30 protein-coding genes are annotated in these 22,425 nt (G+C 55.2%); 29 read left to right on the top strand and 1 reads right to left on the bottom strand.

Annotated elements, in window-relative coordinates; genetic code table 11:
* The first annotated feature begins 10 nt into the window (after nt 1–10).
* Genes traK through C6A40_RS23145 form a run of 13 tightly spaced genes read left to right on the top strand, consistent with a single transcriptional unit; the run spans nt 11 to nt 8,710 of the window.
* The gene (gene traK, locus C6A40_RS23200; RefSeq protein WP_114191434.1) at nt 11–751 is read left to right on the top strand and encodes a type-F conjugative transfer system secretin TraK; all 741 of its coding nucleotides are present in this window, start codon (nt 11–13) and stop codon (nt 749–751) included.
* A gap of 2 nt (nt 752–753) precedes the next feature.
* Nucleotides 754–2,157 carry an F-type conjugal transfer pilus assembly protein TraB gene (gene traB, locus C6A40_RS23195; protein ID WP_114191441.1) on the top strand — a complete coding sequence of 468 codons (1,404 nt, stop codon included), beginning with the start codon at nt 754–756 and terminating at the stop codon, nt 2,155–2,157.
* Nucleotides 2,158–2,164: 7 nt separating this feature from the next.
* Nucleotides 2,165–2,413 carry a hypothetical protein gene (locus tag C6A40_RS23190; RefSeq protein ID WP_236118718.1) on the top strand — a complete coding sequence of 83 codons (249 nt, stop codon included), beginning with the start codon at nt 2,165–2,167 and terminating at the stop codon, nt 2,411–2,413.
* Nucleotides 2,410–2,832: a hypothetical protein gene (locus C6A40_RS23185; protein ID WP_039265196.1), complete on the top strand. Its 423-nt coding sequence runs from the start codon at nt 2,410–2,412 to the stop codon at nt 2,830–2,832. The genes C6A40_RS23190 and C6A40_RS23185 overlap by 4 nt, the downstream gene beginning before the upstream one ends.
* Nucleotides 2,825–3,292, top strand: a complete 468-nt coding sequence (locus C6A40_RS23180; protein WP_126297368.1) for a hypothetical protein — start codon at nt 2,825–2,827, stop codon at nt 3,290–3,292. The genes C6A40_RS23185 and C6A40_RS23180 overlap by 8 nt, the downstream gene beginning before the upstream one ends.
* Nucleotides 3,289–3,435: a hypothetical protein gene (locus C6A40_RS25050; protein ID WP_161958640.1), complete on the top strand. Its 147-nt coding sequence runs from the start codon at nt 3,289–3,291 to the stop codon at nt 3,433–3,435. Before C6A40_RS23180 ends, C6A40_RS25050 begins: the two co-directional genes overlap by 4 nt.
* Nucleotides 3,436–3,455: 20 nt before the next feature.
* Entirely contained in the window at nt 3,456–3,851 is a 396-nt protein-coding gene (locus C6A40_RS23175) for a hypothetical protein (protein WP_114191433.1), read from the top strand.
* 58 nt (nt 3,852–3,909) lie between these two features.
* Nucleotides 3,910–4,464 carry a type IV conjugative transfer system lipoprotein TraV gene (traV, locus tag C6A40_RS23170; protein ID WP_039265191.1) on the top strand — a complete coding sequence of 185 codons (555 nt, stop codon included), beginning with the start codon at nt 3,910–3,912 and terminating at the stop codon, nt 4,462–4,464.
* Nucleotides 4,461–4,715: a hypothetical protein gene (locus C6A40_RS23165; protein ID WP_039265190.1), complete on the top strand. Its 255-nt coding sequence runs from the start codon at nt 4,461–4,463 to the stop codon at nt 4,713–4,715. The genes traV and C6A40_RS23165 overlap by 4 nt, the downstream gene beginning before the upstream one ends.
* A complete protein-coding gene (gene traC, locus C6A40_RS23160) occupies nt 4,712–7,321 on the top strand; it encodes a type IV secretion system protein TraC (RefSeq protein ID WP_114191432.1) in 2,610 nt (869 codons plus the stop codon). The genes C6A40_RS23165 and traC overlap by 4 nt, the downstream gene beginning before the upstream one ends.
* The gene (gene trbI, locus C6A40_RS23155) at nt 7,318–7,731 is read left to right on the top strand and encodes a type-F conjugative transfer system protein TrbI (RefSeq protein WP_045354563.1); all 414 of its coding nucleotides are present in this window, start codon (nt 7,318–7,320) and stop codon (nt 7,729–7,731) included. Before traC ends, trbI begins: the two co-directional genes overlap by 4 nt.
* On the top strand, nt 7,728–8,363 hold the full coding sequence (gene traW, locus C6A40_RS23150; RefSeq protein ID WP_039265187.1) for a type-F conjugative transfer system protein TraW: 636 nt from the start codon (nt 7,728–7,730) through the stop codon (nt 8,361–8,363). Before trbI ends, traW begins: the two co-directional genes overlap by 4 nt.
* Nucleotides 8,360–8,710, top strand: a complete 351-nt coding sequence (locus C6A40_RS23145) for a hypothetical protein (protein ID WP_045354560.1) — start codon at nt 8,360–8,362, stop codon at nt 8,708–8,710. The genes traW and C6A40_RS23145 overlap by 4 nt, the downstream gene beginning before the upstream one ends.
* A 15-nt stretch (nt 8,711–8,725) precedes the next feature.
* Here C6A40_RS23145 and C6A40_RS23140 read toward each other — a convergent pair whose 3' ends face one another.
* Nucleotides 8,726–9,070 carry a hypothetical protein gene (locus C6A40_RS23140; RefSeq protein ID WP_232764366.1) on the bottom strand — a complete coding sequence of 115 codons (345 nt, stop codon included), beginning with the start codon at nt 9,068–9,070 and terminating at the stop codon, nt 8,726–8,728.
* An 83-nt stretch (nt 9,071–9,153) separates the two neighbouring features.
* On the opposite strand from C6A40_RS23140, the gene C6A40_RS23135 reads away from it, so the two are divergent.
* The 16 genes from C6A40_RS23135 (at nt 9,154) to traG (ending at nt 22,419) form a co-directional block, all read left to right on the top strand.
* Nucleotides 9,154–9,546 carry a hypothetical protein gene (locus tag C6A40_RS23135; protein WP_048209997.1) on the top strand — a complete coding sequence of 131 codons (393 nt, stop codon included), beginning with the start codon at nt 9,154–9,156 and terminating at the stop codon, nt 9,544–9,546.
* Nucleotides 9,537–9,815, top strand: a complete 279-nt coding sequence (locus tag C6A40_RS23130; RefSeq protein WP_039265183.1) for a hypothetical protein — start codon at nt 9,537–9,539, stop codon at nt 9,813–9,815. The genes C6A40_RS23135 and C6A40_RS23130 overlap by 10 nt, the downstream gene beginning before the upstream one ends.
* Nucleotides 9,806–10,846, top strand: coding sequence for a hypothetical protein (locus tag C6A40_RS23125; RefSeq protein WP_114191431.1), 1,041 nt, complete (start codon nt 9,806–9,808; stop codon nt 10,844–10,846). Before C6A40_RS23130 ends, C6A40_RS23125 begins: the two co-directional genes overlap by 10 nt.
* Nucleotides 10,847–10,950: 104 nt before the next feature.
* Nucleotides 10,951–11,166, top strand: coding sequence for a hypothetical protein (locus tag C6A40_RS23120; protein WP_039265180.1), 216 nt, complete (start codon nt 10,951–10,953; stop codon nt 11,164–11,166).
* 55 nt (nt 11,167–11,221) lie between these two features.
* Nucleotides 11,222–11,545, top strand: a complete 324-nt coding sequence (locus tag C6A40_RS23115) for a hypothetical protein (protein ID WP_114191430.1) — start codon at nt 11,222–11,224, stop codon at nt 11,543–11,545.
* On the top strand, nt 11,542–12,540 hold the full coding sequence (gene traU / locus C6A40_RS23110; RefSeq protein ID WP_048209999.1) for a conjugal transfer pilus assembly protein TraU: 999 nt from the start codon (nt 11,542–11,544) through the stop codon (nt 12,538–12,540). The genes C6A40_RS23115 and traU overlap by 4 nt, the downstream gene beginning before the upstream one ends.
* Nucleotides 12,541–12,550: 10 nt before the next feature.
* Nucleotides 12,551–13,174, top strand: a complete 624-nt coding sequence (trbC, locus tag C6A40_RS23105) for a type-F conjugative transfer system pilin assembly protein TrbC (protein ID WP_059310852.1) — start codon at nt 12,551–12,553, stop codon at nt 13,172–13,174.
* Nucleotides 13,171–15,030 carry a type-F conjugative transfer system mating-pair stabilization protein TraN gene (gene traN, locus C6A40_RS23100; protein WP_114191429.1) on the top strand — a complete coding sequence of 620 codons (1,860 nt, stop codon included), beginning with the start codon at nt 13,171–13,173 and terminating at the stop codon, nt 15,028–15,030. Before trbC ends, traN begins: the two co-directional genes overlap by 4 nt.
* Nucleotides 15,027–15,809, top strand: a complete 783-nt coding sequence (traF, locus tag C6A40_RS23095; protein WP_114191428.1) for a type-F conjugative transfer system pilin assembly protein TraF — start codon at nt 15,027–15,029, stop codon at nt 15,807–15,809. Before traN ends, traF begins: the two co-directional genes overlap by 4 nt.
* Before the next feature lie 9 nt (nt 15,810–15,818).
* Nucleotides 15,819–16,286 (top strand): hypothetical protein, encoded by a 468-nt coding sequence (locus C6A40_RS23090; protein WP_052232701.1) that lies wholly within the window; start codon nt 15,819–15,821, stop codon nt 16,284–16,286.
* The gene (locus C6A40_RS23085; RefSeq protein WP_032656077.1) at nt 16,283–16,501 is read left to right on the top strand and encodes a hypothetical protein; all 219 of its coding nucleotides are present in this window, start codon (nt 16,283–16,285) and stop codon (nt 16,499–16,501) included. The genes C6A40_RS23090 and C6A40_RS23085 overlap by 4 nt, the downstream gene beginning before the upstream one ends.
* Nucleotides 16,491–17,099 (top strand): type-F conjugative transfer system pilin assembly thiol-disulfide isomerase TrbB, encoded by a 609-nt coding sequence (locus tag C6A40_RS23080; protein WP_032656074.1) that lies wholly within the window; start codon nt 16,491–16,493, stop codon nt 17,097–17,099. The genes C6A40_RS23085 and C6A40_RS23080 overlap by 11 nt, the downstream gene beginning before the upstream one ends.
* Before the next feature lie 17 nt (nt 17,100–17,116).
* Entirely contained in the window at nt 17,117–17,380 is a 264-nt protein-coding gene (locus tag C6A40_RS23075; RefSeq protein WP_032656071.1) for a hypothetical protein, read from the top strand.
* Nucleotides 17,377–17,781 (top strand): hypothetical protein, encoded by a 405-nt coding sequence (locus C6A40_RS23070; protein WP_114191427.1) that lies wholly within the window; start codon nt 17,377–17,379, stop codon nt 17,779–17,781. The genes C6A40_RS23075 and C6A40_RS23070 overlap by 4 nt, the downstream gene beginning before the upstream one ends.
* Nucleotides 17,774–19,138 carry a conjugal transfer pilus assembly protein TraH gene (traH, locus tag C6A40_RS23065; protein ID WP_039265172.1) on the top strand — a complete coding sequence of 455 codons (1,365 nt, stop codon included), beginning with the start codon at nt 17,774–17,776 and terminating at the stop codon, nt 19,136–19,138. The genes C6A40_RS23070 and traH overlap by 8 nt, the downstream gene beginning before the upstream one ends.
* Entirely contained in the window at nt 19,138–22,419 is a 3,282-nt protein-coding gene (gene traG / locus C6A40_RS23060; protein ID WP_114191426.1) for a conjugal transfer mating-pair stabilization protein TraG, read from the top strand. Before traH ends, traG begins: the two co-directional genes overlap by 1 nt.
* The last annotated feature ends 6 nt before the right edge of the window (nt 22,420–22,425 follow it).

Genomic DNA, 22,425 nt, shown 5'->3' with positions numbered 1-22,425 from the left:
AGGACTGCCCATGAAATTTCGCATTTCACCGGCAGCTGCTGCTGTGTTTCTGGCAGCGGGATTATTTACCAGCGGCCTCAGGGCCGCTTCCGCACCCGCAGCCATTCCGTTTGAGAACGACGCCGCCTTTAACGTCACCCTCAGCAACACCAACCCGAGCAAGGTTGTTGTAGACGGAGAACTCATTACCAGCATCAGCGGACCAACCGGTGCGTATGACCAGAGCCAGACCGAGGACGGAGCGCTTATCCTGTCTCCGCTTGTCGGCCAGAACTTCACCCTGTTTATCCAGACTGACCACGGTTCATCGCTGAGCCTGAACGTCAGGCCGCAGCCGGGTAACGGCAAAACACTGCGCTTCACCCCGATGTCACCACCACTTCGCAAGAACGACGATGCGAAGGCATGGGAAGAAGGGCAGACCTATGAAAAAACGCTGGTTGCGCTATCCCGCGCCGCAGTCAATGGCCAGGTGCCGGACGACTACCGGGAATACCCGGTCAGCCGCATGCCGGCTTACACACCCGCCAGTGATGTACGCCTGACGCCTGAACGCCAGTTTGTGGGCAACCACCTGCGGGTTGTTCGCTTCCGGATGAGCAACCCGGGCAGCATCACCCGCAGCCTCCGCGAGCGCGATTTCTGGCGCAAGGGCGTCCGGGCCGTAATGCTGTCGCAGAATCAGCTCTACGCTGGCGGTGAGGGCTATGCCTGGATTGTGTTTTCAGATGACGGAGACGCCCGCTCATGACCATCAGCCTGAATGAAAACCTGAAAACCCGCCGCAAGCAACTGGCCATCCTGGCCGCCGTCATCATTGGCGGCGCAGCTGCAGCAGGCGGCGTAATGTGGTACGGGCAATACCAGCAAAAACAAAAGCAACCCGCACCGGTTGCAACACCAAACCTGACCGGCGTTGTGACCGCGACGTTTAACGAACAGGTCAACGATGCCGCGCTGACACAGCAGCAGGCAAAGACCTCCGCTCTTGAGCAAAACCTTGCCACGCTTGCTCAGCAGTTCGCGCAGAACAAGCTCACAACCGAGCAGAAGCTGGCCGAGAAGGACGCTGAAATACAGCGCTTGAATGACCAGCTAACGAAAGCCCCCGGCAGCAACCAGACCACTGGCCAGCAGACACCACCTGTTGGCCAGAACGGAACACCACTCCCCGGTCCCGTTGCTGGCGGTCAGGCCCGGCCACCCGAATACACCGTAACCCCTTCAGGCACACCGGCCGCCACTGGTGTGAATATGGGGCAGGGCGCAGCGTTCTACCCGGGCGGCTCTGGCCAGAGAATGACAGGTGGCCTGTCGACAACAAAGTTCAGCTACGACAGCCTGAAGAAAAAGCCAACTAAATTACCCTGGATTCCTTCCGGCTCATTCTCTGATGCTGTTCTGATTGAGGGGGCTGACGCGAACGCCAGCGTCACCGGTCAGCAGAATACCAGTCCTGTAACCATCCGCCTGCAGGGCAACATTCAGATGCCCAACAACAAGGAGTTCAACGCTGACGGCTGCTTTATTGTGGGTGAGATGTGGGGCGATATCTCCAGCGAACGCGGAAACGTCCGCACCCAGTCCATCAGCTGCATCCTGAAAAACGGCAAGCACGTGGACATGGAGTTTCAGGGGCATGTCAGCTTCCAGGGTAAAGGCGGCATTCGCGGCAAGCCAGTCATGCGAAACGGCATGATTGTCGGCTACGCCGGTGCAGCAGGCCTCCTGTCAGGTTTTGGTGAAGGTATCAAATCTGCCGCTACACCATCCGTCGGCCTCGGCGCCACAGCGGATGTCGGTGCCGGCGACGTGTTTAAGCAGGGCATAGGCGGCGGGGCCAGCAAGGCGGCCGACACGCTGAGCCAGTACTGGATTAAACGCGCTGAGCAGTACCACCCGGTAATTGATATCGGTGCCGGCAATCAGGTGACCGTTGTATTCCAGAAGGGCTTCCGCCTTGAAACCATCGAGGACGCCGAGGACGCGAAAGCGAAAGAGGAACTGCAGAAAGCCGGCAACGCCGCGCAGAACGCCGTGACTCCTCAACCGGCGAACCAGACCACCGCATCAAGCACCACCTCAGTCGGCAACATCAACCCGGATGACGTTCTCCGCCAGGCCAGCCAGCTGCGCCTCGGTGACACCATCAACTGATGAGAGAATGAAGATGAAAGCACGGAATATAATGTTTCGGGCGGCAACCGGATTGATCCCAATACTGTTATTCACAGTAACAGTATTCATTTTATGGTTCGCGCTGCACTTCAGTATATGGGTAAAGCTCACAGGACTTCTCATCTGCTTTGCAGGTGGTTACTTCCTGATTGAAACCATGCCGGGTGGCTGGATATGGCGTGAGCTGCACTCATCACCTTCAGACGTAACACCTGAAGAAAAGGAGAGCAAATGAAGGGAGCACGCATAGATGACCGCATTAGCTTTCTGAGGGGTATTGAACGGGACTGGGAAGACTGGTCCGCAGGAAAAAACACAAAACCCCACTGGCTATTTTTGGTAGGGGGATTAACCGCTACAGGGATGTTGATTTTTAGCTTCTGGTCACACAATCAGAGGCTTACCGTGGCTTCCATTGCTGTTGGAATAGCTTTTCTTCTCGCCGGATTGTTACAGGCATGTGAAACATGGGAAGAAAAAATACAGCGGAAAATTCGGGCATATGAGCCGCTTGATATTGATGCCATGCGCACCCTGGCCGTTTCTGTTTTTCACAAGGATAAGCTGACACGGGAAGAACTCAGACAGTGGCTGGACGCGGAGTTCAGCGCCATTTCTGATGCTGCTCTTCGTGGGGGAAGCCGTAATGCGTGATGAAGAGCGTAATAACTCACTGCTCAGGAAAATGCGGATGCATATTGCTGAATGGGAGGCTGGCCGGCCCACTCCGCAAGGAAATAAGTACATTTTCCTTTGGCTTGCAACCTTCATCGTTGTACTGGTAGCTACGGTTTCAGTGTTCCGCCCGTCATTGTTTGCACTGTGTTTCCTGATTGCCTGGTTTTTTCTGAGTCAGAAGATATTTAAGCGAATTATCCCGCGTTACAACGAAAGCTGGGATGAGGTATTCGACAGGTTACTTTCTGATTATGAACCCCTGAACCTTTCTGCCTGGGAACACCTGAAGCACCAGGCTGAAACAGAAGGGCTGACGGCCAGAATTGTCAGCAACTGGCATCGTGAGGAAGCCAGGTCCGTCTGGCCAGAAAAGAAACCTGACCTGAAGTTCCTCCATAAAGCCACTGACAGTAACAAGGAAAGCGGAGAGAAATGAAGCGTAATGCATCAATTGCACTGCTGGTAATAATTGTTGGAGCTACCGGTGCTTCTGTTTACTACGATGCCGGCGCACTCATTTGGGTTGCAACCCTGATGACCATCGGAGTTCTGTATCGTGTCATCACCTTCTTCCTGTAATTCATTTCACTGGAGTGTTTATGTCTGCCAGCATGGCAAGCTACCCATTACTCAAAATCCTGCACAACTATCGCTATATCCTGATTCCAGCACTGGTATTCACTACCGAACTGACAGTGTGGGCAGCGCTCAATCTTAAAGGCGTGGGTGATATGGGCTGGGTCTCCTGGCGAGTGTGCCTGCTCTTTAGCGTGTTCCTCGTATGCTTTAGCGACTCAGCCTTTAACAAACTCGATGGTGGGTTTCTTATGTATGGTTCAGTCGTTCCGTGGGGAGGAATGCTGATCGCGGCCATTGTTTATGGCTTCATCCAGATGAACCTGAACTTTCTGTCGCTGGACATGTTTTATGCCGGCGTGTTTGGCAGCCTTGCTGTGCAGCTGGTTTTTACTGTGCTTCAGTGCAACTGCAAATAATCGAAACTGAGTATTACCCCTCCCTGAATACCCCTTAAATCAAAACCGGAGTTACCCCATGAAAAAACTACTGGGTGCTGCACTGCTGTGCAGCGCACTGACCGGCTGCGCCGGTCTCAATTCTGATTTCGACTGCAACAAGACCGCGACCGACCAGTGCCTGACCACCGGTGAGGCCAACAAGCTGGCCGCTCAGGGTAAAAGTCTGGATGACCTGACGGCAGAAAAAACAGCAAAAAAGCCTGCGGGTGAAACCCTGCCGGCACTGCGCAATTCAGCACCGGTCGTGAATCCCTTCCGTCCTGTCTCCGCCGCAGCAACCGGAACCACTGCCGCTAAGCCTGCTGCACCGCGCCCTCTGACCACTGCGCCGGCGAAATCGTCTGGCTCGCTGGTCACGCCGCTGACCACGTCCAGTCATGCAGCCCCTGTGCCGGTTAACACTGCGGGCCGCGTTCCGGTTCAGCGTATTCCTGACGCCACGCAGCGCCTGTGGATTGCACCCTGGGTGGACACGGACGACAACTTTCATCAGCCGGCTGTGGTCGAGTTCGTGAAAAACAAATCCCACTGGGATGAGAGCTACCGCGTTATCGGGGAGGGCGGGGAATGAGCAGCCATTACGTTACCGGCAAGAACGGCATAGATCATCTGGCGAAATCGTTAGTCCATTCACGGAAAGGGACGGCGCAAATCACCGCCACACAGTCAGTCGATACCGATGATGAAACGCTGGCCGTTCTGAGCGTGAGCTGTAACTGGCAGATTAAGACCACCGGTGATGCACCGCACACCGGCCAGATGAACGAAGAGAAGCTGCGTCGCCTGGAGTTAATCCGGGCCGCTGCGGAGGGCCGAAAATGAGTTTTGTTGACAGCCTGATGGATATGCTGAAAAACGGGAAAGAGGAAGACGGTGCAGCAACGGCCCGCAACAACCTTTCCCAGACCTGGGACTATCCGTCCCTGGTCGCTGCGCTGCCGTACCGGTATTACGACGACAGGAATGAAATTTTCGTCAACGCCGGCTCTGCGGGTTTCATTATGGAAGCCGCCCCGCTTCCTGGTGCGAACGAGCAGGTGATGGCCGCGCTCGATGACATGCTGCGTAAGAAGCTTCCCCGCCAGACCCCTGTGACCGTGATTATGCTTGCCAGCAAGTGTGTCGGGGAACGCATCGATCGCGGCGTGAGTAACGACATGTGGAAAGGGGGGATGGCCGAACATCTCAATAAAATTACCCGCGCGTTCTGGCAGCGTTCCGCGCTGCACGGCCTGGCCAACGAACGGGAATACCCGCTCTACCTGCGTAACTACCGTATCTTTATTGTCTATGGTCAGCCCATTAAGCGCGCTTCCCAGGTGCAGCGGGTGATGGATGACCTGATTCAGATACGTAACACTATCCGCGTCTCACTGGGAGCCGCGCGCATCGACAGCATGAACACCGATGTGCACGCATTCCTGTCTGCGGTACGCGAGCAGATGAACTACCGTCAGGAACAGGTGCTGACGTCCTCCGGGGACTACAACGAGGATGAGAAGCTCAACCGCCAGGTGGTTGATCCCGGGATTGACCTGAAGGTGCATCCATCGCATATCCGGATGGAGCTGCCTGAAACCATTGACGCGCGCGGGACACGCCTGCCGGCATCGGCATGTCGCATCATCAACATGCAGCTTGCTAAAAATCCGCGTCGATTCGCGCTCTGGCAGGGGGCTGACAATCTGCAGAACCTGCGTTTTCCCGACCTCGGGATACCCTGCCCCTTTATGCTGACCTGGACGACGGCACTGGAAGAACAGACCAAAAGTCAGAGCGAGGCTTTCCGTAAAGACCAGGACCTGTCTAAAAAGGCCAACTCAGCCTACGCTGCACTGTTCCCCAACACCAAAAAGGCTGCAGAGGAATGGCGGCGTACCCGGGAGCAGCTTCACAGCAATGAAATCGCGCTCTGCAATACCTACTTCAACCTGACCCTGTTCGCCCCGGATAACAATACCGAGGCACAGAAGTGTGAACTGGCCGCCGTCAACGTGTTCCGTAAGAACGAGCTGGAAATGGTGACGATACAGTACCAGCAGATGCGCAACTGGCTGGCCAGCTTCCCGTTCGTCATGCAGGAAGGGATGTGGGAAGACCTGAAGATGACGGGGGCAACGCTACGCTCCAAGTCATGGAACGCGGTGAGCCTGATGCCGGTCGTCGCCGAACGCCAGCTGTCCAACGTGGGTATGCCACTGCCGACCTACCGCAACCAGGTGGCATTCTACGACATGTTTGGTGAAGAGAACGGCAGTACCAACTTTAACATCGCCGTCACCGGCACGTCCGGGGCCGGTAAATCCTTCCTGACGCAGGGCATTCTTCGTGACGTACTGAATGCCGGGGGATACGCCTGGGTTATCGACATGGGGGACAGCTACAAGAACTACTGTCACCAGGCCGGCGGGGTTTATCTCGATGGCTCTAAACTGCGCTTTAACCCGTTCGCCAACGTTAAGGACATTAATCATTCTGCGGAAGGGATTGTGCGCCTGCTGACGGTACTCGCCAGTCCGACGCAGCCGCTGGATGGCGTCTGTGAAGCAATCCTGCAGAAAGCGGTAATGGATGCGTGGGAGAAGAAGGCAAACAAAGCCCGTATCGACGACGTTCATAATTATCTGACCAATGAGGACGTGAATCAGGCGTCCGCAGATAAGCCGACCATCATCGCGCGCCTTGCTGAGCTGGCCATGCTGCTTGAGACCTACTGCACCTGGGGACCCGACGGAGAATACTTCAACGCCGACACCCCGACGCTCGATGGTGAAACCCGCTTCGCGGTGCTGGAGCTGCTGAGCCTGGAAGACAAGCCGAAGCTGCTCTCGTCCATCCTGTTCTCGCTCATTCTGGCGATACAGGAAAAGATGTACCACAGCCCGCGCGACCTTAAAAAAGTCTGCATCATCGACGAGGCCTGGCGCCTGCTGGGTGGCTCCAACCCACACGCGGCAAGGTTCATCGAAACCGGCTACCGTACTGTGCGTCGTCACCGTGGCGCGTTTATCACCATCACCCAGGGCATTAAGGACTTCAGCGCCAGTAAGGAAGCGGAAGCCGCCTGGAACAACAGCTCCACCAAAATCACCCTCCTGCAGGATGCGAAGGCGTTTAAACAGTACCTTGCCGATAACCCGGATCAGTTCTCGGACATGGAAAAAGAAGTTATCCGTGGCTTCCAGCCAGCCCTGCAGACCGGCTACAGCTCCCTGCTGATAAACGCCGGTGAATACAGCTCCTTCCATCGACTGTTCGTCGATCCCGTGACGCGTGCCATGTTCAGCTCGCGCGGCGAGGACTTTGCTTTCATGCAGAAAGCGCAGAAAGAAGCGGGGGCAACTGCGGAGGAAGCGGCGTATATGCTGGCGGAGAAAAAATACGGCAGTGAACTTCGCGAACTTGAAGAGTGGGTGAAAGCAGCATGAGTGAACAACAGGACAAGCCGTATGACGGCGACACCGTCCGCGACGGTGTAACGATCGCCAGCAAAACATCCCGCTGGGTTAAAGCCGGCATGCAGGGGCTGGCGGGACTTCTGGTTATGACAGGCGTGGCATATGTGACGGCGAAAGCCGTCACCCCGGAGGTGGTGGTCTTCGACATGAAGGGAACGGTGGACCTCTTTAAGCAGCAGTCCGCGCAGCTGCCGCTCGATGAAGGTCGGGCAAAAGCGATGACAGTGCAGTTCAACGCAGCGCTGACGGATAGTCTCACGGAGTGGCAGGCCTCACACAACGCCATCATCCTGGTGAAACCGGCGGTGATAAGCCCGCAGCGCGATATCACGAATGAAATCCGTGTTGATATCGCACGACGCACCCAGGGGGGCCAGTGAAAAAACGACTGCAGCTGACGGCCATGATGCTGCTGATGCTCTCCGCCGGCAGCGGGGCGAAAGATCTCGGTACCTGGGGCAACGTCTTCGAGCCTGCAGAGCAGGACATGCTGGCGTTTATCCAGAATCGCCTGAAGGGAATGGAGCAGACGGGCGAGCTGGACCGCCTTCGCAAAGAGGCAACGGAAAGAGTGAAGGAGCATGCGGTACGTCCGACGCCGGTGGAAGGGCTCACAAAAGCGAAGGAATACCGCAGCTTTGCCTGGGACCCGACATTTACCGTGAAGGAAACGATCACAGACATGCAGGGCAACGTGATCGCCCGCAAGGGTGACACGGTCAATCCTCTGGATAAGGTGCCCTTCAGCCAGGTGCTCTTTTTTATCGACGGCGATGACAAGGAGCAGGTGAACTGGGCACGACAGCAGCTCGCCGGCCAGACCAGCGTGAAGGTCATCCTGGTGAACGGCAACATCAAAGAAACCAGTGATGCGCTGAATGAACGTATCTACTTCGACCAGTCTGGCGTACTGACCCGTAAATTCGGTTTTGAACACATCCCCGCGCGGATATCGCGCGACGGCCGCGTGATGAAAGTGGAAGAAATACCTGTTAAGGGAGACGGTAAATGATATTTCTGCTTGTTCTGTCCGTTATAACGGGTATCGCAGGTTGTGCGATTACAACAGCATGGTTACCGGCGAACCTGCGCTGGCAGGGAGTCCAGTGCGCGGTATTTACCCTGATTATTCAGGGCTGCATTCTTAAGGTCATACCACTCGACACGGACGGTAGCGGACTTTTGATTGCTGCAGGACTGATGCTTTCCCAGTGGTTCGCCCCCCTTATCGCTAAAGAGACAAGGAAATTGAGAGTGCATTTCAGGATACCTTCAGTGCCCGGTTATCTGCTGATGTACATCCTGTGCCTGGTGCTGATCGGTGCCAGCTGGTTTCCCATCTGGATGGTTTTGAGATGAGATAATACCAGCTGCTTACCAGAAGCTTTTGAGAAGTAAAAAAGTCAGTCCAAAAAATACGACAGTGAAACATATCGCCAGAATGAAATACGGCACGCGGTAATTCGAGGCATCGCTACCTGTTATCTGCCGCAGGTTTAAATCAGCAATTAAGGATGACCAGGTCAGAACAAACATGAAGCAGATAAAAAATAAAGTCAGAAAGACATAATCAGCAAAAGATGTCGCTGGAATGCACGACCTCGCTCCAGTACTGAGAAGAGCAAATAAGGTGCCGGAGGCAATTAAATCCCTCACCAGATTTCGGGTTGCTTCAAGTTGATTATCAGTTGGCTGTATACGCCTGAGTCTGTACATCATTTTCCCCATTCTTTCCGTTCCCGTGTTTTAGCCAGTCCAAGAATTCTGATGATGCACGGTAAAATACATTAAAGGTACTCAAAATGACTGCAACAACGTTAGGTGACCTGTTTCCCGAAATGCGTCAGGCGGTTACATCCCCTCGACGTTACGCCAGAAAACCGCGCAAACCCGCTGAGATAACGCCGCGCATGGGAACAGCAGAACGACTGAAGACGCTGTACCCCGAAATTGACTCCTGGCATCCGGTACTGGTGACCAAAGCCTGGCTCCACTGGTGTGAGCAGAACCAGCAGGACAGCCGGGAGCCGTCCAGGCGTGATGAACGTTTCCCGGACTACATCATTCACCTCTTACTGGAGAACATGCGGGCCGAGGACAGCGCGAAACGTAAAAAGGGCACGACGCTGTCACTTTCCGAGCGTCTCGACAGGTTGTTTGCAGGCGAAGGGCAGGAGAACGCTGAATGTCACTGATACACAATAACACTGTGCCCCCTGCGTCTCAGCACATGACAGGCCACAATGCTGATACCAAAGGCGGCGACGAAACCGTGAATCAACTCTGTCAGCTGTACCCTGAGATCGCTTCATGGCAACCGGCGCTGATCGCCGGTGCCTGGCATCAGTGGTGCGCGAATAACCAGCGTCAGCCTATAGCGCCGGAGGAACGGGATGAGGCGTTTCCCCTGTACCTCGTCAGGCTTATCCGCAACAGAATGGAGGAGATGAACGCATGGCGTTAATCGGCTGCTTCACCGGCCCTCAGGGGCAGCAGGGGCTGCAGGGAGTGCTCACCTGTTTGCGCGATACCGAGGGCATGACCGGTATTCTGGTCGTCGTTGCGCTGCTCGCTGCCTGGATTGTTGTTCAGTACGTGGCATGTGCACGGCGTGAACGCCGGATGTGGGAGAGCAGACCGGGAAAACCCCTCCCTCTCCCACAATTTGGTAATGCCTGTCATGCAACTGCTGTGCATGACTTTGCAAACCGGAATTATTACCAGGCGATGCTGGCCGAGATGGAAAAAGCGCTGTTTTCGGCAGGCTATGAATTGACGCGGGATGCATCGCGCAGCACACGGCTGGCAAATACAGACAGACGTGACATCAGCCGGAAAGTGACTCGTGTGCGCCACCGCTATATGACCCCGCTCATCTCAGAACAGATGCTGAATGACAGCATTGATGATGCCATGAAAAATGGTTCCGCAGATGAATGGCTGAATCTGCTTATCCAGGGCAGTGAGCGGGAAGGGTGGTATATCACCCGAACCGCAGAGGCGGCAGGAGCGGTACTGAGCGACAGGCAAAAATGTCTCTGGCCGCTCAGGCAGGTGATGATCACCCTGAAGTCAGACAGCCTCGTCATTACCCGTGATTTCGTTCAGGGGCTGAACGCAGCGGCCGACGCTGTAAGCAACATGGCGTTCCCCGACATGGCTGATGAACCAGACCTCAGCGCTGTGCCTGTGAACATCTGTGGATTTCAGGTGACACTGATGCGCCAGCTCTGCAGCACCCCGCCGGGATTTTTCCCGGATGAAAGCGGCAGCAGTGTACCGGATGAATTGTTCAGTCAGATGCCTGAGCTAAAGTACGGTGAGAAGCGTATTGTCGTCTTTGCGCAGATAACGTCAGCACCTGCGAAAGACGTCCTGGCCCGATTCATCAGAACCGTCGGCGACCGTATTGCGGCAGGAGAGGAATATGCGGCTGATTACGATGATGACAACGGGTATGCCTTTATCGTCCTGCGGACCAGAAGACCCCACTGATTCAACCGCGCTGCCCTTCAGGATGTTCGGTGCTCACTGCGTTGCGCTCCGCCTCAGCCTGAATGGCCTCACGGTTTCCGATTAACCCCCGACCAGGTAATGCCATGAAAAAAGACCCTGATACTGAAAAGGGCCAGAATGTTACAGCCGTTCGTCATGATGAAAAATCGGCTTTACGGCTTAAGGCCATTCTTGCAGAAAATCCCCTTTATTATCCCTCAATAGTGTTAAGAGCTGGCTTACTGGCTCTTGAGGATATGTCCAAAGACCAGCGGCTGGCATTCATCATGAAGGCGGCCGACAAAACCAAAAACCATTAATCCTGTTTTAAGCCCTCCCGCCGTCCGGTGGCTGCGGCACTCCCGGAGATACCCCATGACTCACCCTGAATCTGTCAGGCCGGTGACGGTTACCCGTGACCGCAACGGCTTCTGGACGCACCCTCATTATTTTGCACCTGCCAGTGAAGAGGCCACACAGACTGAGTTTGGCGACTGGATGCGCCAGCACAATCTGATCTGTGCCACCCGCTGGATGGAAAACGACGCGCCTCCCCAGGTGATCGCCGACTGGGAAAAGGGAAAACAAAACATCAGTGACTGGCTTCCTTCCGCGCCAGAGGGGGAGGGCTGGTTCATTGGCTCCATTCATGACACTGAGGACGGCCCGGTCTGTGTATGGCTGCGGGAGGTGAAATGAAGCGTTTTTCATGGCTTGCCGGCGTGATGCTGGTCCTGCTGTCCTGGATGCCAGCTCAGGCAACGGCCGCAGCCAGCAACGCGGGTGATGGCCGCTGGGTTAACCCGATAAGCGATGTCTGCTGGAAGTGTCTGTTTCCGATGACGCTCGGGAATATTCAGCTGGCCGCCGGTCCACAAAAGGATACCAACAACCCGGCTTCGCCGATCCAGATTTGCTCATATGGTGTGTTTTATCGTATCGGTCTGGCCATCGGGTTCTGGGAGCCAATGGCGATGGTGGACGTAACCCGTGAGCCTGGCGTCATGGTCAACATGGGCGGCTTTAAAATCGATCTCGGACGAACGGGAACGGGAACCGCCGGGCAGAGTGACCGGCCCGCTGCCGGCACGTTCTACCATGTTCACTGGTACAAATACCCGCTGATTTTCTGGCTGAACATCATCACCAGTCTGGGGTGTCTGCAGACCGGCGACATGGATATTGCCTATCTCTCCGAAGTTGATCCTCTCTGGAATGACAGCACGCTTTCGATGCTGATTAACCCCGAGGCTGCGCTGTTCGGCAACCTGATCGCTCAGGGGGCCTGTGCTGCTGACGCAGTTGCATCATCTGCGGGTCTTCCTCTGTCGCCGCTGTTCTGGTGCGCGGGAAGTCAGGGGTCTATCTACCCGCTAACAGGCTTTACCAGCGGTGAGTTTTCTCCGCTCGAGGCCTCTCTGCTGGTCGGAGAGCGAATGGCCTTCAAGATGCATCGTGAGGGGCTGGTCTGGAACTCTGTGGGCGCGGACGTCGCCGTATGTAACCAGTATCCATCCCCGATCATCCCGAAAGAGCGATGGCGATACCAGATGGTGAACATGTACCCCGAACCGGGCAACTGCCATCCCTTCGGGGCCAGCACGCAGCTCTGGGGCACGACGCATAACTCGCCATCCTCCAAAAAGAACTTCGGTTACCTCTTCTGGCGCAAACGTAACTGCGTATTCCTTTAAGGACATGACAATGAAAAACGCTTATCTCCGGGCGCTGACGATCAGCGTCATGATTGCTTTCGCGCCGCTGGCCCTGGCGAGCGCCCAGACCGATATCTCCGTCTCCGACCATAGCTGGATCAAAGGTCAGCAGGATGCGCTGGCAGCGATGAAGGAAGACCTGCAGGGGCATCCGGCGGCCGCACCCGTCTTACCGCAGCGGCAACTGGACCTGATTAACCACCTTCAGGGCGATATCGCAGCCCGGACCAACACGATGGGGGAAAAAGATACGTTCCCGGCTATTTACTTTGTGAGTCTCGGTATTCCACGTGAAGGTCTGCTGCCCATGCTGAAGGATGCCCGCCGTTACAACATTCCGCCAACGCTGCGCGGCCTGGTTAATAACGACATGCGACAGACCGCGGCGGCCATGTTTGAGCTGAGTAAGGAGGACAAAGACGCCGGCGTGCAAATCGATCCGACGTTGTTCACGCAGTACAACATCACGACAGTGCCGGCTCTGGTGGTGACCTGCCCTGGCCACTATGACGTCATCAGGGGAAGCCTGCCCCTGCAGCAGGCGCTGGAGAAAGTCGCTGAAAGCGGTGATTGTGCAGTAACGGCGCGCCATCTTCTGGAGGCTGCGAAATGAAAAAACGATTTTTAACTGTACTGATGCTTTTCCCGCTTCTGGCTGGCGCAGCCGATCCTGCCTTTGAGGCGGGAGCGAGCTTTGGCAAGGGTAATGCCTCCGCCGGTACGGGGGCCCTGAAAAATCCGGGAACCGTTACAGGTGCAATACCAGGCTATACCGCTAACCCACCGGAGAAAGGGTATTACGGCGGCGTGGATGGCGGCGATGGCGGGCTGGCCAGCAAGGGACAGGCTGCCCTGCAGGGGAATGATGCAGCACAGTCGGTGATCAGTTCCGGTACTAAAAACCCAGCCCCGACAATTGATCCTAACGCACCCTTTATTACCATAGGAAAAAATGCGGAGGGTACGGCAGGCGGGATCATGGATGGCAGCAGCCAGCAGTGTAAGGAGACCACGGTGTCCAAATCGACGTTTGAAAACTACACCTGCAGCGCCGATGTCGCAGTGTCAAAAACCTGCACACGAGACACGCAAATCGACGGTCACTATGAAGACCGTACCTCCACCAAAACGGTGGTGATCCTGCCGGAAACCCTTGAGCTGAATAAACTTAATGACAATACACTTGAATTTATTCTCCCCCTGAATGAACCAGGATCAACGATGCTGGAGGGAACTATCACAACCTCCCAGAAAAACAGTGTCTCAAACCCCTTTTTCAGTTCCACGCTAACGTTCTACGGAACATCGGTAAAGCTTAAAAAAGTGAATAATACGTTTGCTGTTGGTGTCGGACAGCAGATTGTCCCTGCAGATGGCTTACTTCGGGGGACGCTAACCAATAGCATCCCTGACTACATTAAGCAGATGATGCAGACGATAATGCAGGCCAAATATGGAAAAAATGACAATCTCGCAAAAATCTCCGCAACGATCACGTTGGCAACAACCATCAAGGTATGGATACCGTCAACCACTACCCCATCTGTTTGCCCAAACAGCCCCGGGGGGAAACTGACCGGCTCAGTTTGTTCTATTCCTGGCGGAGACAGACAGGTCGTGGTTGAGGGAATAACCCAGACCGTTCACAGCGATTGCTGGCAGTACACAGACACTTATCTGGTCAGTGAAAATACCACCGGTACCTGCGCTTCTTTGATCGGCAATTCCGCCTGCACTAAATCCGGCGAAACCTGTTCAGAGTATGTGGACGGCACCTGTTCCCATAAAGACTACACCTATCAATGCCAGACCGTACATTCATCTACCGGCCTGGTCTGCGGCGGTGAGTACATCTGTAAATCAGGTGATTGCGACGAGACCAACGGCGCAGGAGATAACGGATTCGATACTGCTGTGGCAAAGCTTGCTGGTTTGGCTTCAGCAGCTGAGGACGTGAGGGATGAGAGCAGCACCATCGATGTAAAAGCTTTTACGGGCAAGCCCATGAGCTGCCGTAAGGCATTTGCGGGATTCTCTAACTGCTGTAAAGACTCCGGATGGGGTCAGGACTCGGGTCTGGCCGCCTGTAATGACGACGAACTGGCTCTTGGAAAGGCAAAGGCCAAGAAAATCACCGTCAGCGTGGGTGAGCGTTGTGACCATCAGGTTCTCGGAGCCTGTATCCAGAAAAGCCAGGTGTACTGTGTTTTTGACGGCAAGCTTGCTCGCATCATTCAGGAGCAGGGGCGTCGCGACCAGCTGGGCGTTAAGTTCGGCAGCGGTGACAGTCCGAACTGCCGGGGGATCACGGTTCCGGAGCTGCAGAGTATCGACTTCGACAAAATCAACTTCTCAGACTTCTACGAGGATTTGATGAAGAACCAGAAAATCCCCGATACCAGCGCGCAGGTCAAGCAGATTAAGGATCGCATCGCCGCGCAGGTGAACCAGCAGGGAGGTGGTAAATGAAGCGTGTCCTCTGTGGCCTGCTCATGGCGCTGGCGAGCCATATGGTGCTGGCCGAGGAGATTGTGACGCCGGCAGAGCCGTTCACCGGCTGGTCCTGGTACAACGAACCGAAAAAGCCGCCGGAGCAGTCCAGAAAGCCACAACAGCCTGCACCGCAGGCCATTCCGGATCTCAGCAAAATGTCCCCGATGGAGCAGGCCCGGGTGCTGAAAGGATACACACAGGAGGCGCTTAACCGCGCCATCCTGTTTCCCTCACGGGAAAACACGGCGACGTTCCTGCGCTGGCAGAAGTTCTGGACCGATCGGGCATCGATGTTCAGCCAGTCCTTTGCGGCGGCGCAGCTGAGCCACCCGGATCTCGACTACAACCTGGAGTATCCGCACTACAACAGCATGGCGCCGTTTATGCAGACCCGCGACCAGCAGACGCGGCAGAGCGCCGTGGAGCAGCTGGCGCAACAGTACGGTCTGTTCTACTTCTACCGGGGCAGTGACCCGATTGACGTGCAGATGGCGGGCGTGGTGGCGGACTTTGCGAAAACCAACGGGATTTCGCTTATCCCGGTATCGGTTGACGGTCAGGTGGCCGCCTCCCTGCCGCAGAGCCGTCCGGATACGGGGCAGTCCCGGTCAATGAATATTACGCACTTCCCGGCGCTCTACCTTGTTGACCCCCGGAGCAAGAATTACCGCGCGCTGTCATACGGCTTCATGACTCAGGATGACCTGTCTAAGCGATTCCTGAACGTGGCCACCGGCTTTAAACCGAATTCCTGAGAGTTTCTTATGACAAAAATGCTTTTACCCCTCATCCGTGATGCAGGGCGTTTTGCCCTGTTCACCCTTGTCTTCGGCCCGGCGCTGTTGCTGTACGGTATTGTGATAGCCATATCGCTGGAGGGCTCGCTGGCCGGGCAGTTTGTGAAAGAGGCGCAAACGCTAACCGAAGGCGCGCCCGACGGTAAGGTAATGCAGTGCGTTACGCATTATGAACCGGCACCACGACCCCGGCTACCTGAACCCGGCGAGGAGGCCAGTCCTCCTTCTTATCAGCTCCCGCCGATGTCGATTTGCCATCGTGAACCGGTTGACAGCGAACGCTGGACAAAGCCGATGGATGCCACGCTTTTCAACTTCTGGCTGATAGCTGCGCTCTTCGGCGCAACTCTGGGTTTTCTGACCCATCTGTATATTCATCGTCGCGCCTCTGTGCATGAGGGGCGTGATATCTTCCAAAAGGAAACACATGTATGAATGCATCCCTTGTTGCAGGACTGATTTTCTGGGGCACGATGGCGCGCGTACTGAGCGAGCTGATGACCTGGTCGGTTGAGCATACGCAGCAGGGGCTTTTATGGCTCTGCAATGGTATGTGGGCCGGGGCGGCTGGCATGGTGGTGTATGCCGTGTATCGCTGGTTCCGTGACGAAAGAGGGCAAACGCATAAGGAAGGCGACCATGAACATTAAAACCGGACTCACGGCTCTGCTGATGGCCATACCGCTGCTGGCGAACGCCGGGGCGCGCGAGGAGTTAGTGGCGCTTGAAGCGACAAAAACGGCCTCTGCTGACGCTGCAGCCGTCACCGCCTCCACCATTCCGGTTCCCGCGCCGGTAAACCTGATGTCGCTGCCGGACGGTCGCCAGGCAAACATGAAGGATTATGCGGTGGTGCTCTTTATGCAGGCGCACTGTCAGTACAGCGCGAAGTTTGACCCGCTGCTGAAGGGCTGGGCCGATGAGCATGCCATCAGGGTGTACCCGTACACCCTTGACGGCGGCGGGGACGTATCTTACCCGACCCCGATGATCCCGCGTAAGACGGACCCTAACTCTCCCATCGCAGATGAGATTGTCACTTTCTTCGGAAACGGTTTGCCAATTGCGACACCGACGGCCTTTATGGTCAACGTCAACACCCTGAAAGCCTATCCACTCACCCAGGGCGTGATGGAAATCCCCACGCTTGAAAGCCGTATGGCCAGCCTGATTCAGGCTGACCTGGATAATGTTGACCCGAAATCGCTGCCGCCGATGCCGGCAAGTGCGCAGGTCACCCCTCAGTAAGACAACCGGACTTCAACATGAATACAACATCGTATGCATTATCGCGTGCCGAGCGCGTGTGGCTGCTGTTCAGCATGACGTTGCTGGTATCTGCCGCGTTTTACGGGACGCTGGCCCATCGCGTGGTCAGCGCACTGTCTCGCCCGGAAATGACTCTTTACCTTCAGGACGTGCCGGTGCTGCTGCTCATTTCGCTGAGTGTCGGCTTCTTTTTCACTGCCACCGGGTTGTACATCTGCCGTCTGACCCTGTCCCGGAAACCCCGTGAGGAGATCGCATGAAATTCACCAGACTGAAAACCTGTGTCCGCAATCGCTTCATTAAACAGATGAAGGACTCTGAGGGGAGCAAAGAGTCCCGGCAGTGGGCGAATTTATTCACGCTGAAACTGCTGTACAGCCTTGTTTTCTTTATCTTCGCTGAAAGAATTTATGTGTGGTGGGCTGACAACACGCTGGCTGCCATGCCGGAGCCGCTTGTTCGTTCTGAACAGTTTACACTCTCGCTGCTCATCCATTATCCGCAGTATCTCCTGTGGGCGATCATGAGTGGTCTGTTTGCAGTACTGGTACTGCACTGCATTCTGTGCTGTGTGGGTAAACTTGAGGAATCCCTGTACCGCCGGATAATCCGAAAAGACAGCGGCTTGGAGCCTGAGAGAACAGAGGTGCCCCATGATTAAGGCACTGATAACGGCAGGCGCTGTCTTTCTGGCTGGGCTGGTTGCACTGCCAGCGAAGGCGGACGTCAACGGCGACCTGAACGGTTTCTTCAATAATCTGGGCTACAGCGGCAATGTGTCGCAGGCACAGGCCTGGCAGGGACAGGCGGCCGGGTACTTCTCGGGTGGTTCTGTCTATCTGCGAAACCCCGTCAAAAACGTGCAGCTCATCTCAATGCAGTTGCCCTCCCTGAACGCCGGCTGCGGCGGTATCGATGCCTATCTGGGGTCGTTCAGTATGATCAGCGGGGAAGAAATTCAGCGATTTGTAAAACAAATCATGAGCAACGCCGCCGGTTATGCTTTCGATCTGGCCCTGCAGACGATGGTACCGGAGCTGAAGCAGGCGAAAGATTTCCTGCAGAAACTGGCCAGTGATGTTAACTCCATGAACATGAGTTCATGCCAGGCTGCTCAGGGCATCATCGGCGGGTTGTGGCCAGTGACGCAGGTCTCCCAGCAGAAAATCTGCCAGGACATTGCCGGCGAAACCAACATGTTCTCCGACTGGGCGGCTTCCCGTCAGGGTTGTACCGTCGGAGGACAGGGCGACAAAGTCACGGCTAAAGCCGGTGATGCTGAGAAGGATCAGGTGCTGAAGAACAAAAACCTTATCTGGGACACCCTCAGTAAGAATGGCCTTCTCGGCAACGACCGCGCGCTGAAGGAGCTGGTCATGAGTACCGTCGGCTCCATCATTTTCAACAAGGATGGCGATGTGACAATTCTGACGCCGCTGGTTGATAACCGCGACCTGATTAAAGTCCTGATGCGCGGGGGGACGGCGAAGGTCTACGGATGCGACGAATCCACTCTGTGTCTGGGACCTGTTGTCACCAGTCTGACGATTTCTGAGTCCAACGCTCTGGTCACGCTGGTTAAAAACCTGATGCTCTCAATGCAGAACAAGCTGGTCGACGATACTGCGCTGACCGATCAGGAAAAAGGCTTTGTGAACACCACCTCTGTACCGGTGCTGAAGTATCTGACTAACGCCCAGAGTATGGGGATGAGCGCCACGTACCTTCTGCAGGTTTCCGACTTCATTGCTCAGGACCTGATGATTCAGTACCTCCAGGAGCTGGTGAAACAGGCAAGCCTGTCTCTGGCCGGCAAGAACTTCCCTGAAGAAGCAGCCGCAAAACTACGCGACAACATCATTCATGCGCAGGGACTTCTCGCTGACATGAAGCTGCAGTCAGCAGCCGATCAGAACGCGCTGGACGGTATCGACCGCAACATGCAGTACCTGCAGCAACAGGTATCCACCATTGTTTCAGGCTCCTATCAAAGCAACTATCACTGGGGTGATCGCTGATGCTTGAGATATATACCATTTATGGCGGGGGAATGTGGAAAACGGCGCTGGACGCCGTTGTCACCCTTGTCGGCCAGAATACTTTCCACACCTTACTGCGTATTGCCGGCACCTTCGGTGTGCTGGCCGTACTGCTTACCTTCATCAAACAGCGTAACCCGATGGTTTTCGTTCAGTGGCTGGCGGTCTTCATGATCCTGACTTCCATCCTGCTGGTACCGAAACGCTCAGTGCAGGTCATTGACCTGTCCGATCCCGGTGCGGTCTGGGTAACCGATAACGTACCGGTTGGCCTGGCGGCTATCGCGTCGCTGACGACCAGTATCGGGTATAAGATGGCGTCAGTTTACGACATGCTGATGGCCAGACCCGACTCGGTGACCTACAGCAAAACCGGGATGCTGTTTGGCTCGCAGATTGTGGCAGAAACCAGTGACTTCGCCACGCAAAACCCGGAGCTGGCGCAGATGCTGCCGGATTACGTGGAAAACTGTGTGATCGGCGACATTCTTCTGAATGGTAAATACACAATCAATCAGCTGCTCAATTCCACTGACCCGCTGACGCTGATAACCAGTAACCCAAGCCCTCTGCGGGGCATCTTTAAGATGACCTCCACCTCACGCCAGTTCCTGACCTGCCAGCAGGCCGCAACGGAGATACAGAAGCTCGCCAATACTGACGTCAACCCGGGGAGTGCGACGTTTACCTGGCTGACGAGAAAGGTCTTCGGCAACAAGCTGAATGGCGCGACGCTTCTGGCCAACGCTATGGGGGAAAGCTACGGATATTTTTATTCCGGTGGTATGACTGCTGCGCAGATCATGAAGAACAACATCACGAACAGTGCAGTACGGCAGGGGATCAAGGGTTTTGCCGCTCGCTCATCCGATACGGCTAACCTGCTTAATCTGGCCACCGAGAACGCTGCAACAAAACAGCGACTCAGCTGGGCTGCAGGTAACGAGCTGGCGACCCGCACGCTGCCGTTTGCACAGTCCCTGCTGATGCTTATCCTGGTTTGCCTGTTCCCGCTGATGATTGCGCTGGCCGCGTCAAACCACACGCTTTTTGGCCTGAACACCCTGAAAATATACGTTTCCGGTTTTATCTATTTCCAGATGTGGCCAGTGATGTTCGCCATTCTTAACTATGCCGCCAACTACTGGCTGCAGAGCCAGTCCGGGGGCACGCCCCTGGTGCTGGCCAACAAGGATGTGGTTGCGCTGCAGCATTCGGACGTGGCGAATCTGGCAGGGTATCTGTCCCTTTCCATTCCGGTGCTGTCGTTCTATCTGACCAAAGGTGCAGCGGCGATGGGCTCTCAGGTGGCAGGGAGCGTACTCAGCTCGGGCGCATTCACGTCAGCAGGTGTGGCCGCGACCACGGCGGACGGAAACTGGTCGTTTAACAACATGTCGATGGACAATGTCAGCCAGAACAAGATGGATACCAACCTGATGCAGCGTCAGGGTCAGCAAACCTGGCAGGCGGATAATGGCTCCACGCAGACTCAGACGGCCGGTGGCCATACGGTTATCGACGGCTCGGGTGCAATGTCGAATCTGCCGGTGAACATGAAGCTCAGCCAGCTGGCCAGCAGTGGATTCCAGGAGTCCGCCCGTCAGTCGCAGGTCCAGGCGCAGACCGCCCTCGATGGCTACAACCACAGCGTGACCAGTGGCTGGTCACAGCTCTCTCAGCTGTCTCACCAGACCGGTACCAGCGACAGCCTGACCAGCGGTAGTGAAAACAGCCAGGCCACTAATGCAACGCGCGGTGCTGGCATGATGTTGTCTGCCGCTGAAAGTTATGCGAAAGCAAACAACATCTCGACGCAGGAAGCCTATAACAAACTGATGGATATCAGTAATCAGGGTTCTATATCTGCAGGCATTAAAGGAACGGCCGGAGGGGGGCTTAATCTGGGTGTTGTTAAGTTAGGTGCTGAAGGAAGTGTTTCAGGCGATTTGCGGCATTCGACGGGCAGCTCAAGAGGAATCCAGAATTCAGATTCCCATTCGCAAGATATGCGGCATGACCAGAACAGCCAGGCAGTTAATGACTTCCGCCAGGGTATGGATATGGTTAAAAGCAGCCGTATCACCGATGGCGCGAATCATTCCGAAAATGCAGCAAGCAGTAATGTTCAGCAGCTGGCCGCAACACTCAATGATGCTGAAAGCCAGTACCATCAGTACACCACCAGTTCTACACAGAGTAGCGAGTTCAGTCGGATGGCCACCGTTGCGCAGAATCAGAGCGCAAGCCTCGATACGAACTATACGCAGGAGTTTGTGGACTGGGCGGCTAATAAATACGGTGATAAGGCCCAGTCCATGCTGACAAGTGCGCCGTCGGCGCGAGAAGCAGCGATGGAATTCGTAAATGAGCGTCTCAAACCTGAAATTATGGGGGATTATCAGCAGGGTCGTTCTGATCTTACCAGCGGCCAGGAGCATGCAGCATTCAGTGGTGAGCATATTGTTCAGCCAGCGGGCGGCAGTCAGCAGGTATCAGGTTCATCTGGTCATGATGCTGGAGTCAGTTACAGCTCTCAGAATGGTGGTGCTCATAGCTCGGGAGGTGTTGGCGGTACCCAGACTTACGGAACGACTCAGGGCGCTGAAAATGGAGGCCAGCAGGGTGGGAATTATTCTGCCAGAACAGACGATTCTGTTTCGCCGGGTATGGAGCATTCAACTGTTCATCAAGGACAAGCAGCCGGACAGAGAAGCAGCTCGGGTAATATCACCTCGTCGGCCGGCATGGTTGTTGCCGGTGGACGCACCACTGCAGATGAAAGAACCGGCCACATTGCAGAATCTCACCAGGAGTTCCATCACTCAGGAGCTGTTAGGGAGCAAGGAAGCATGCATGGTCAGGAGAGTGAAGTTACTAATAGCCGTTCAGGCATTAATGTTGGCGGTGAAAAAGTACGTGGTGATGCTATGCAGGAGTCCTATAGAGAAAATCAGGCTAAGCTGCATGAACATTCCTCGCAGGGTTTTGGTCCTCAGAATGAATTACAGCGCCGAGTGGCGGAACAAAGATCTGAAAATGAGCATAAAATCAACGAATCTGCTGGAGAAATTGGCAAAAAACAATCCACTGTTCAGGCATCCAGTGATATCCTGAAAGGAGAGAATTTAAATGCAACCGGTAATTTCAAAATTCAACGAAAAGAAGCCGAAATTGACCAGCAAACTCCAGTTATAGACAGTGCTGAAAAAAGGAAGTTAGAAGAGCAATTGCTGGAATTGAGGAAAAGGGCCGGCTAGGAGGAT

It is taken from the genome of Enterobacter sp. GER_MD16_1505_Eko_090 (assembly GCF_003331015.1).
GTDB classification, from domain to species: Bacteria; Pseudomonadota; Gammaproteobacteria; order Enterobacterales; family Enterobacteriaceae; genus Enterobacter; species Enterobacter roggenkampii.
Note: the sequence above shows the minus strand (reverse complement) of the source record. Positions and strands in the feature narration are given on the sequence as shown.

What these genes read in the sequence shown, in the direction of transcription:
- traK (WP_114191434.1), top strand. Translation starts at nt 11, where the DNA reads ATGAAATTTCGCATTTCACCGGCAGCTGCTGCTGTGTTTCTGGCAGCG.
- C6A40_RS23190 (WP_236118718.1), top strand. Translation starts at nt 2,165, where the DNA reads ATGAAGATGAAAGCACGGAATATAATGTTTCGGGCGGCAACCGGATTG.
- C6A40_RS23185 (WP_039265196.1), top strand. Translation starts at nt 2,410, where the DNA reads ATGAAGGGAGCACGCATAGATGACCGCATTAGCTTTCTGAGGGGTATT.
- C6A40_RS23180 (WP_126297368.1), top strand. Translation starts at nt 2,825, where the DNA reads ATGCGTGATGAAGAGCGTAATAACTCACTGCTCAGGAAAATGCGGATG.
- C6A40_RS25050 (WP_161958640.1), top strand. Translation starts at nt 3,289, where the DNA reads ATGAAGCGTAATGCATCAATTGCACTGCTGGTAATAATTGTTGGAGCT.
- C6A40_RS23175 (WP_114191433.1), top strand. Translation starts at nt 3,456, where the DNA reads ATGTCTGCCAGCATGGCAAGCTACCCATTACTCAAAATCCTGCACAAC.
- traV (WP_039265191.1), top strand. Translation starts at nt 3,910, where the DNA reads ATGAAAAAACTACTGGGTGCTGCACTGCTGTGCAGCGCACTGACCGGC.
- C6A40_RS23165 (WP_039265190.1), top strand. Translation starts at nt 4,461, where the DNA reads ATGAGCAGCCATTACGTTACCGGCAAGAACGGCATAGATCATCTGGCG.
- traC (WP_114191432.1), top strand. Translation starts at nt 4,712, where the DNA reads ATGAGTTTTGTTGACAGCCTGATGGATATGCTGAAAAACGGGAAAGAG.
- trbI (WP_045354563.1), top strand. Translation starts at nt 7,318, where the DNA reads ATGAGTGAACAACAGGACAAGCCGTATGACGGCGACACCGTCCGCGAC.
- C6A40_RS23145 (WP_045354560.1), top strand. Translation starts at nt 8,360, where the DNA reads ATGATATTTCTGCTTGTTCTGTCCGTTATAACGGGTATCGCAGGTTGT.
- C6A40_RS23140 (WP_232764366.1), bottom strand. Translation starts at nt 9,070, where the DNA reads ATGATGTACAGACTCAGGCGTATACAGCCAACTGATAATCAACTTGAA.
- C6A40_RS23135 (WP_048209997.1), top strand. Translation starts at nt 9,154, where the DNA reads ATGACTGCAACAACGTTAGGTGACCTGTTTCCCGAAATGCGTCAGGCG.
- C6A40_RS23130 (WP_039265183.1), top strand. Translation starts at nt 9,537, where the DNA reads ATGTCACTGATACACAATAACACTGTGCCCCCTGCGTCTCAGCACATG.
- C6A40_RS23125 (WP_114191431.1), top strand. Translation starts at nt 9,806, where the DNA reads ATGGCGTTAATCGGCTGCTTCACCGGCCCTCAGGGGCAGCAGGGGCTG.
- C6A40_RS23120 (WP_039265180.1), top strand. Translation starts at nt 10,951, where the DNA reads ATGAAAAAAGACCCTGATACTGAAAAGGGCCAGAATGTTACAGCCGTT.
- C6A40_RS23115 (WP_114191430.1), top strand. Translation starts at nt 11,222, where the DNA reads ATGACTCACCCTGAATCTGTCAGGCCGGTGACGGTTACCCGTGACCGC.
- traU (WP_048209999.1), top strand. Translation starts at nt 11,542, where the DNA reads ATGAAGCGTTTTTCATGGCTTGCCGGCGTGATGCTGGTCCTGCTGTCC.
- trbC (WP_059310852.1), top strand. Translation starts at nt 12,551, where the DNA reads ATGAAAAACGCTTATCTCCGGGCGCTGACGATCAGCGTCATGATTGCT.
- traN (WP_114191429.1), top strand. Translation starts at nt 13,171, where the DNA reads ATGAAAAAACGATTTTTAACTGTACTGATGCTTTTCCCGCTTCTGGCT.
- traF (WP_114191428.1), top strand. Translation starts at nt 15,027, where the DNA reads ATGAAGCGTGTCCTCTGTGGCCTGCTCATGGCGCTGGCGAGCCATATG.
- C6A40_RS23090 (WP_052232701.1), top strand. Translation starts at nt 15,819, where the DNA reads ATGACAAAAATGCTTTTACCCCTCATCCGTGATGCAGGGCGTTTTGCC.
- C6A40_RS23085 (WP_032656077.1), top strand. Translation starts at nt 16,283, where the DNA reads ATGAATGCATCCCTTGTTGCAGGACTGATTTTCTGGGGCACGATGGCG.
- C6A40_RS23080 (WP_032656074.1), top strand. Translation starts at nt 16,491, where the DNA reads ATGAACATTAAAACCGGACTCACGGCTCTGCTGATGGCCATACCGCTG.
- C6A40_RS23075 (WP_032656071.1), top strand. Translation starts at nt 17,117, where the DNA reads ATGAATACAACATCGTATGCATTATCGCGTGCCGAGCGCGTGTGGCTG.
- C6A40_RS23070 (WP_114191427.1), top strand. Translation starts at nt 17,377, where the DNA reads ATGAAATTCACCAGACTGAAAACCTGTGTCCGCAATCGCTTCATTAAA.
- traH (WP_039265172.1), top strand. Translation starts at nt 17,774, where the DNA reads ATGATTAAGGCACTGATAACGGCAGGCGCTGTCTTTCTGGCTGGGCTG.
- traG (WP_114191426.1), top strand. Translation starts at nt 19,138, where the DNA reads ATGCTTGAGATATATACCATTTATGGCGGGGGAATGTGGAAAACGGCG.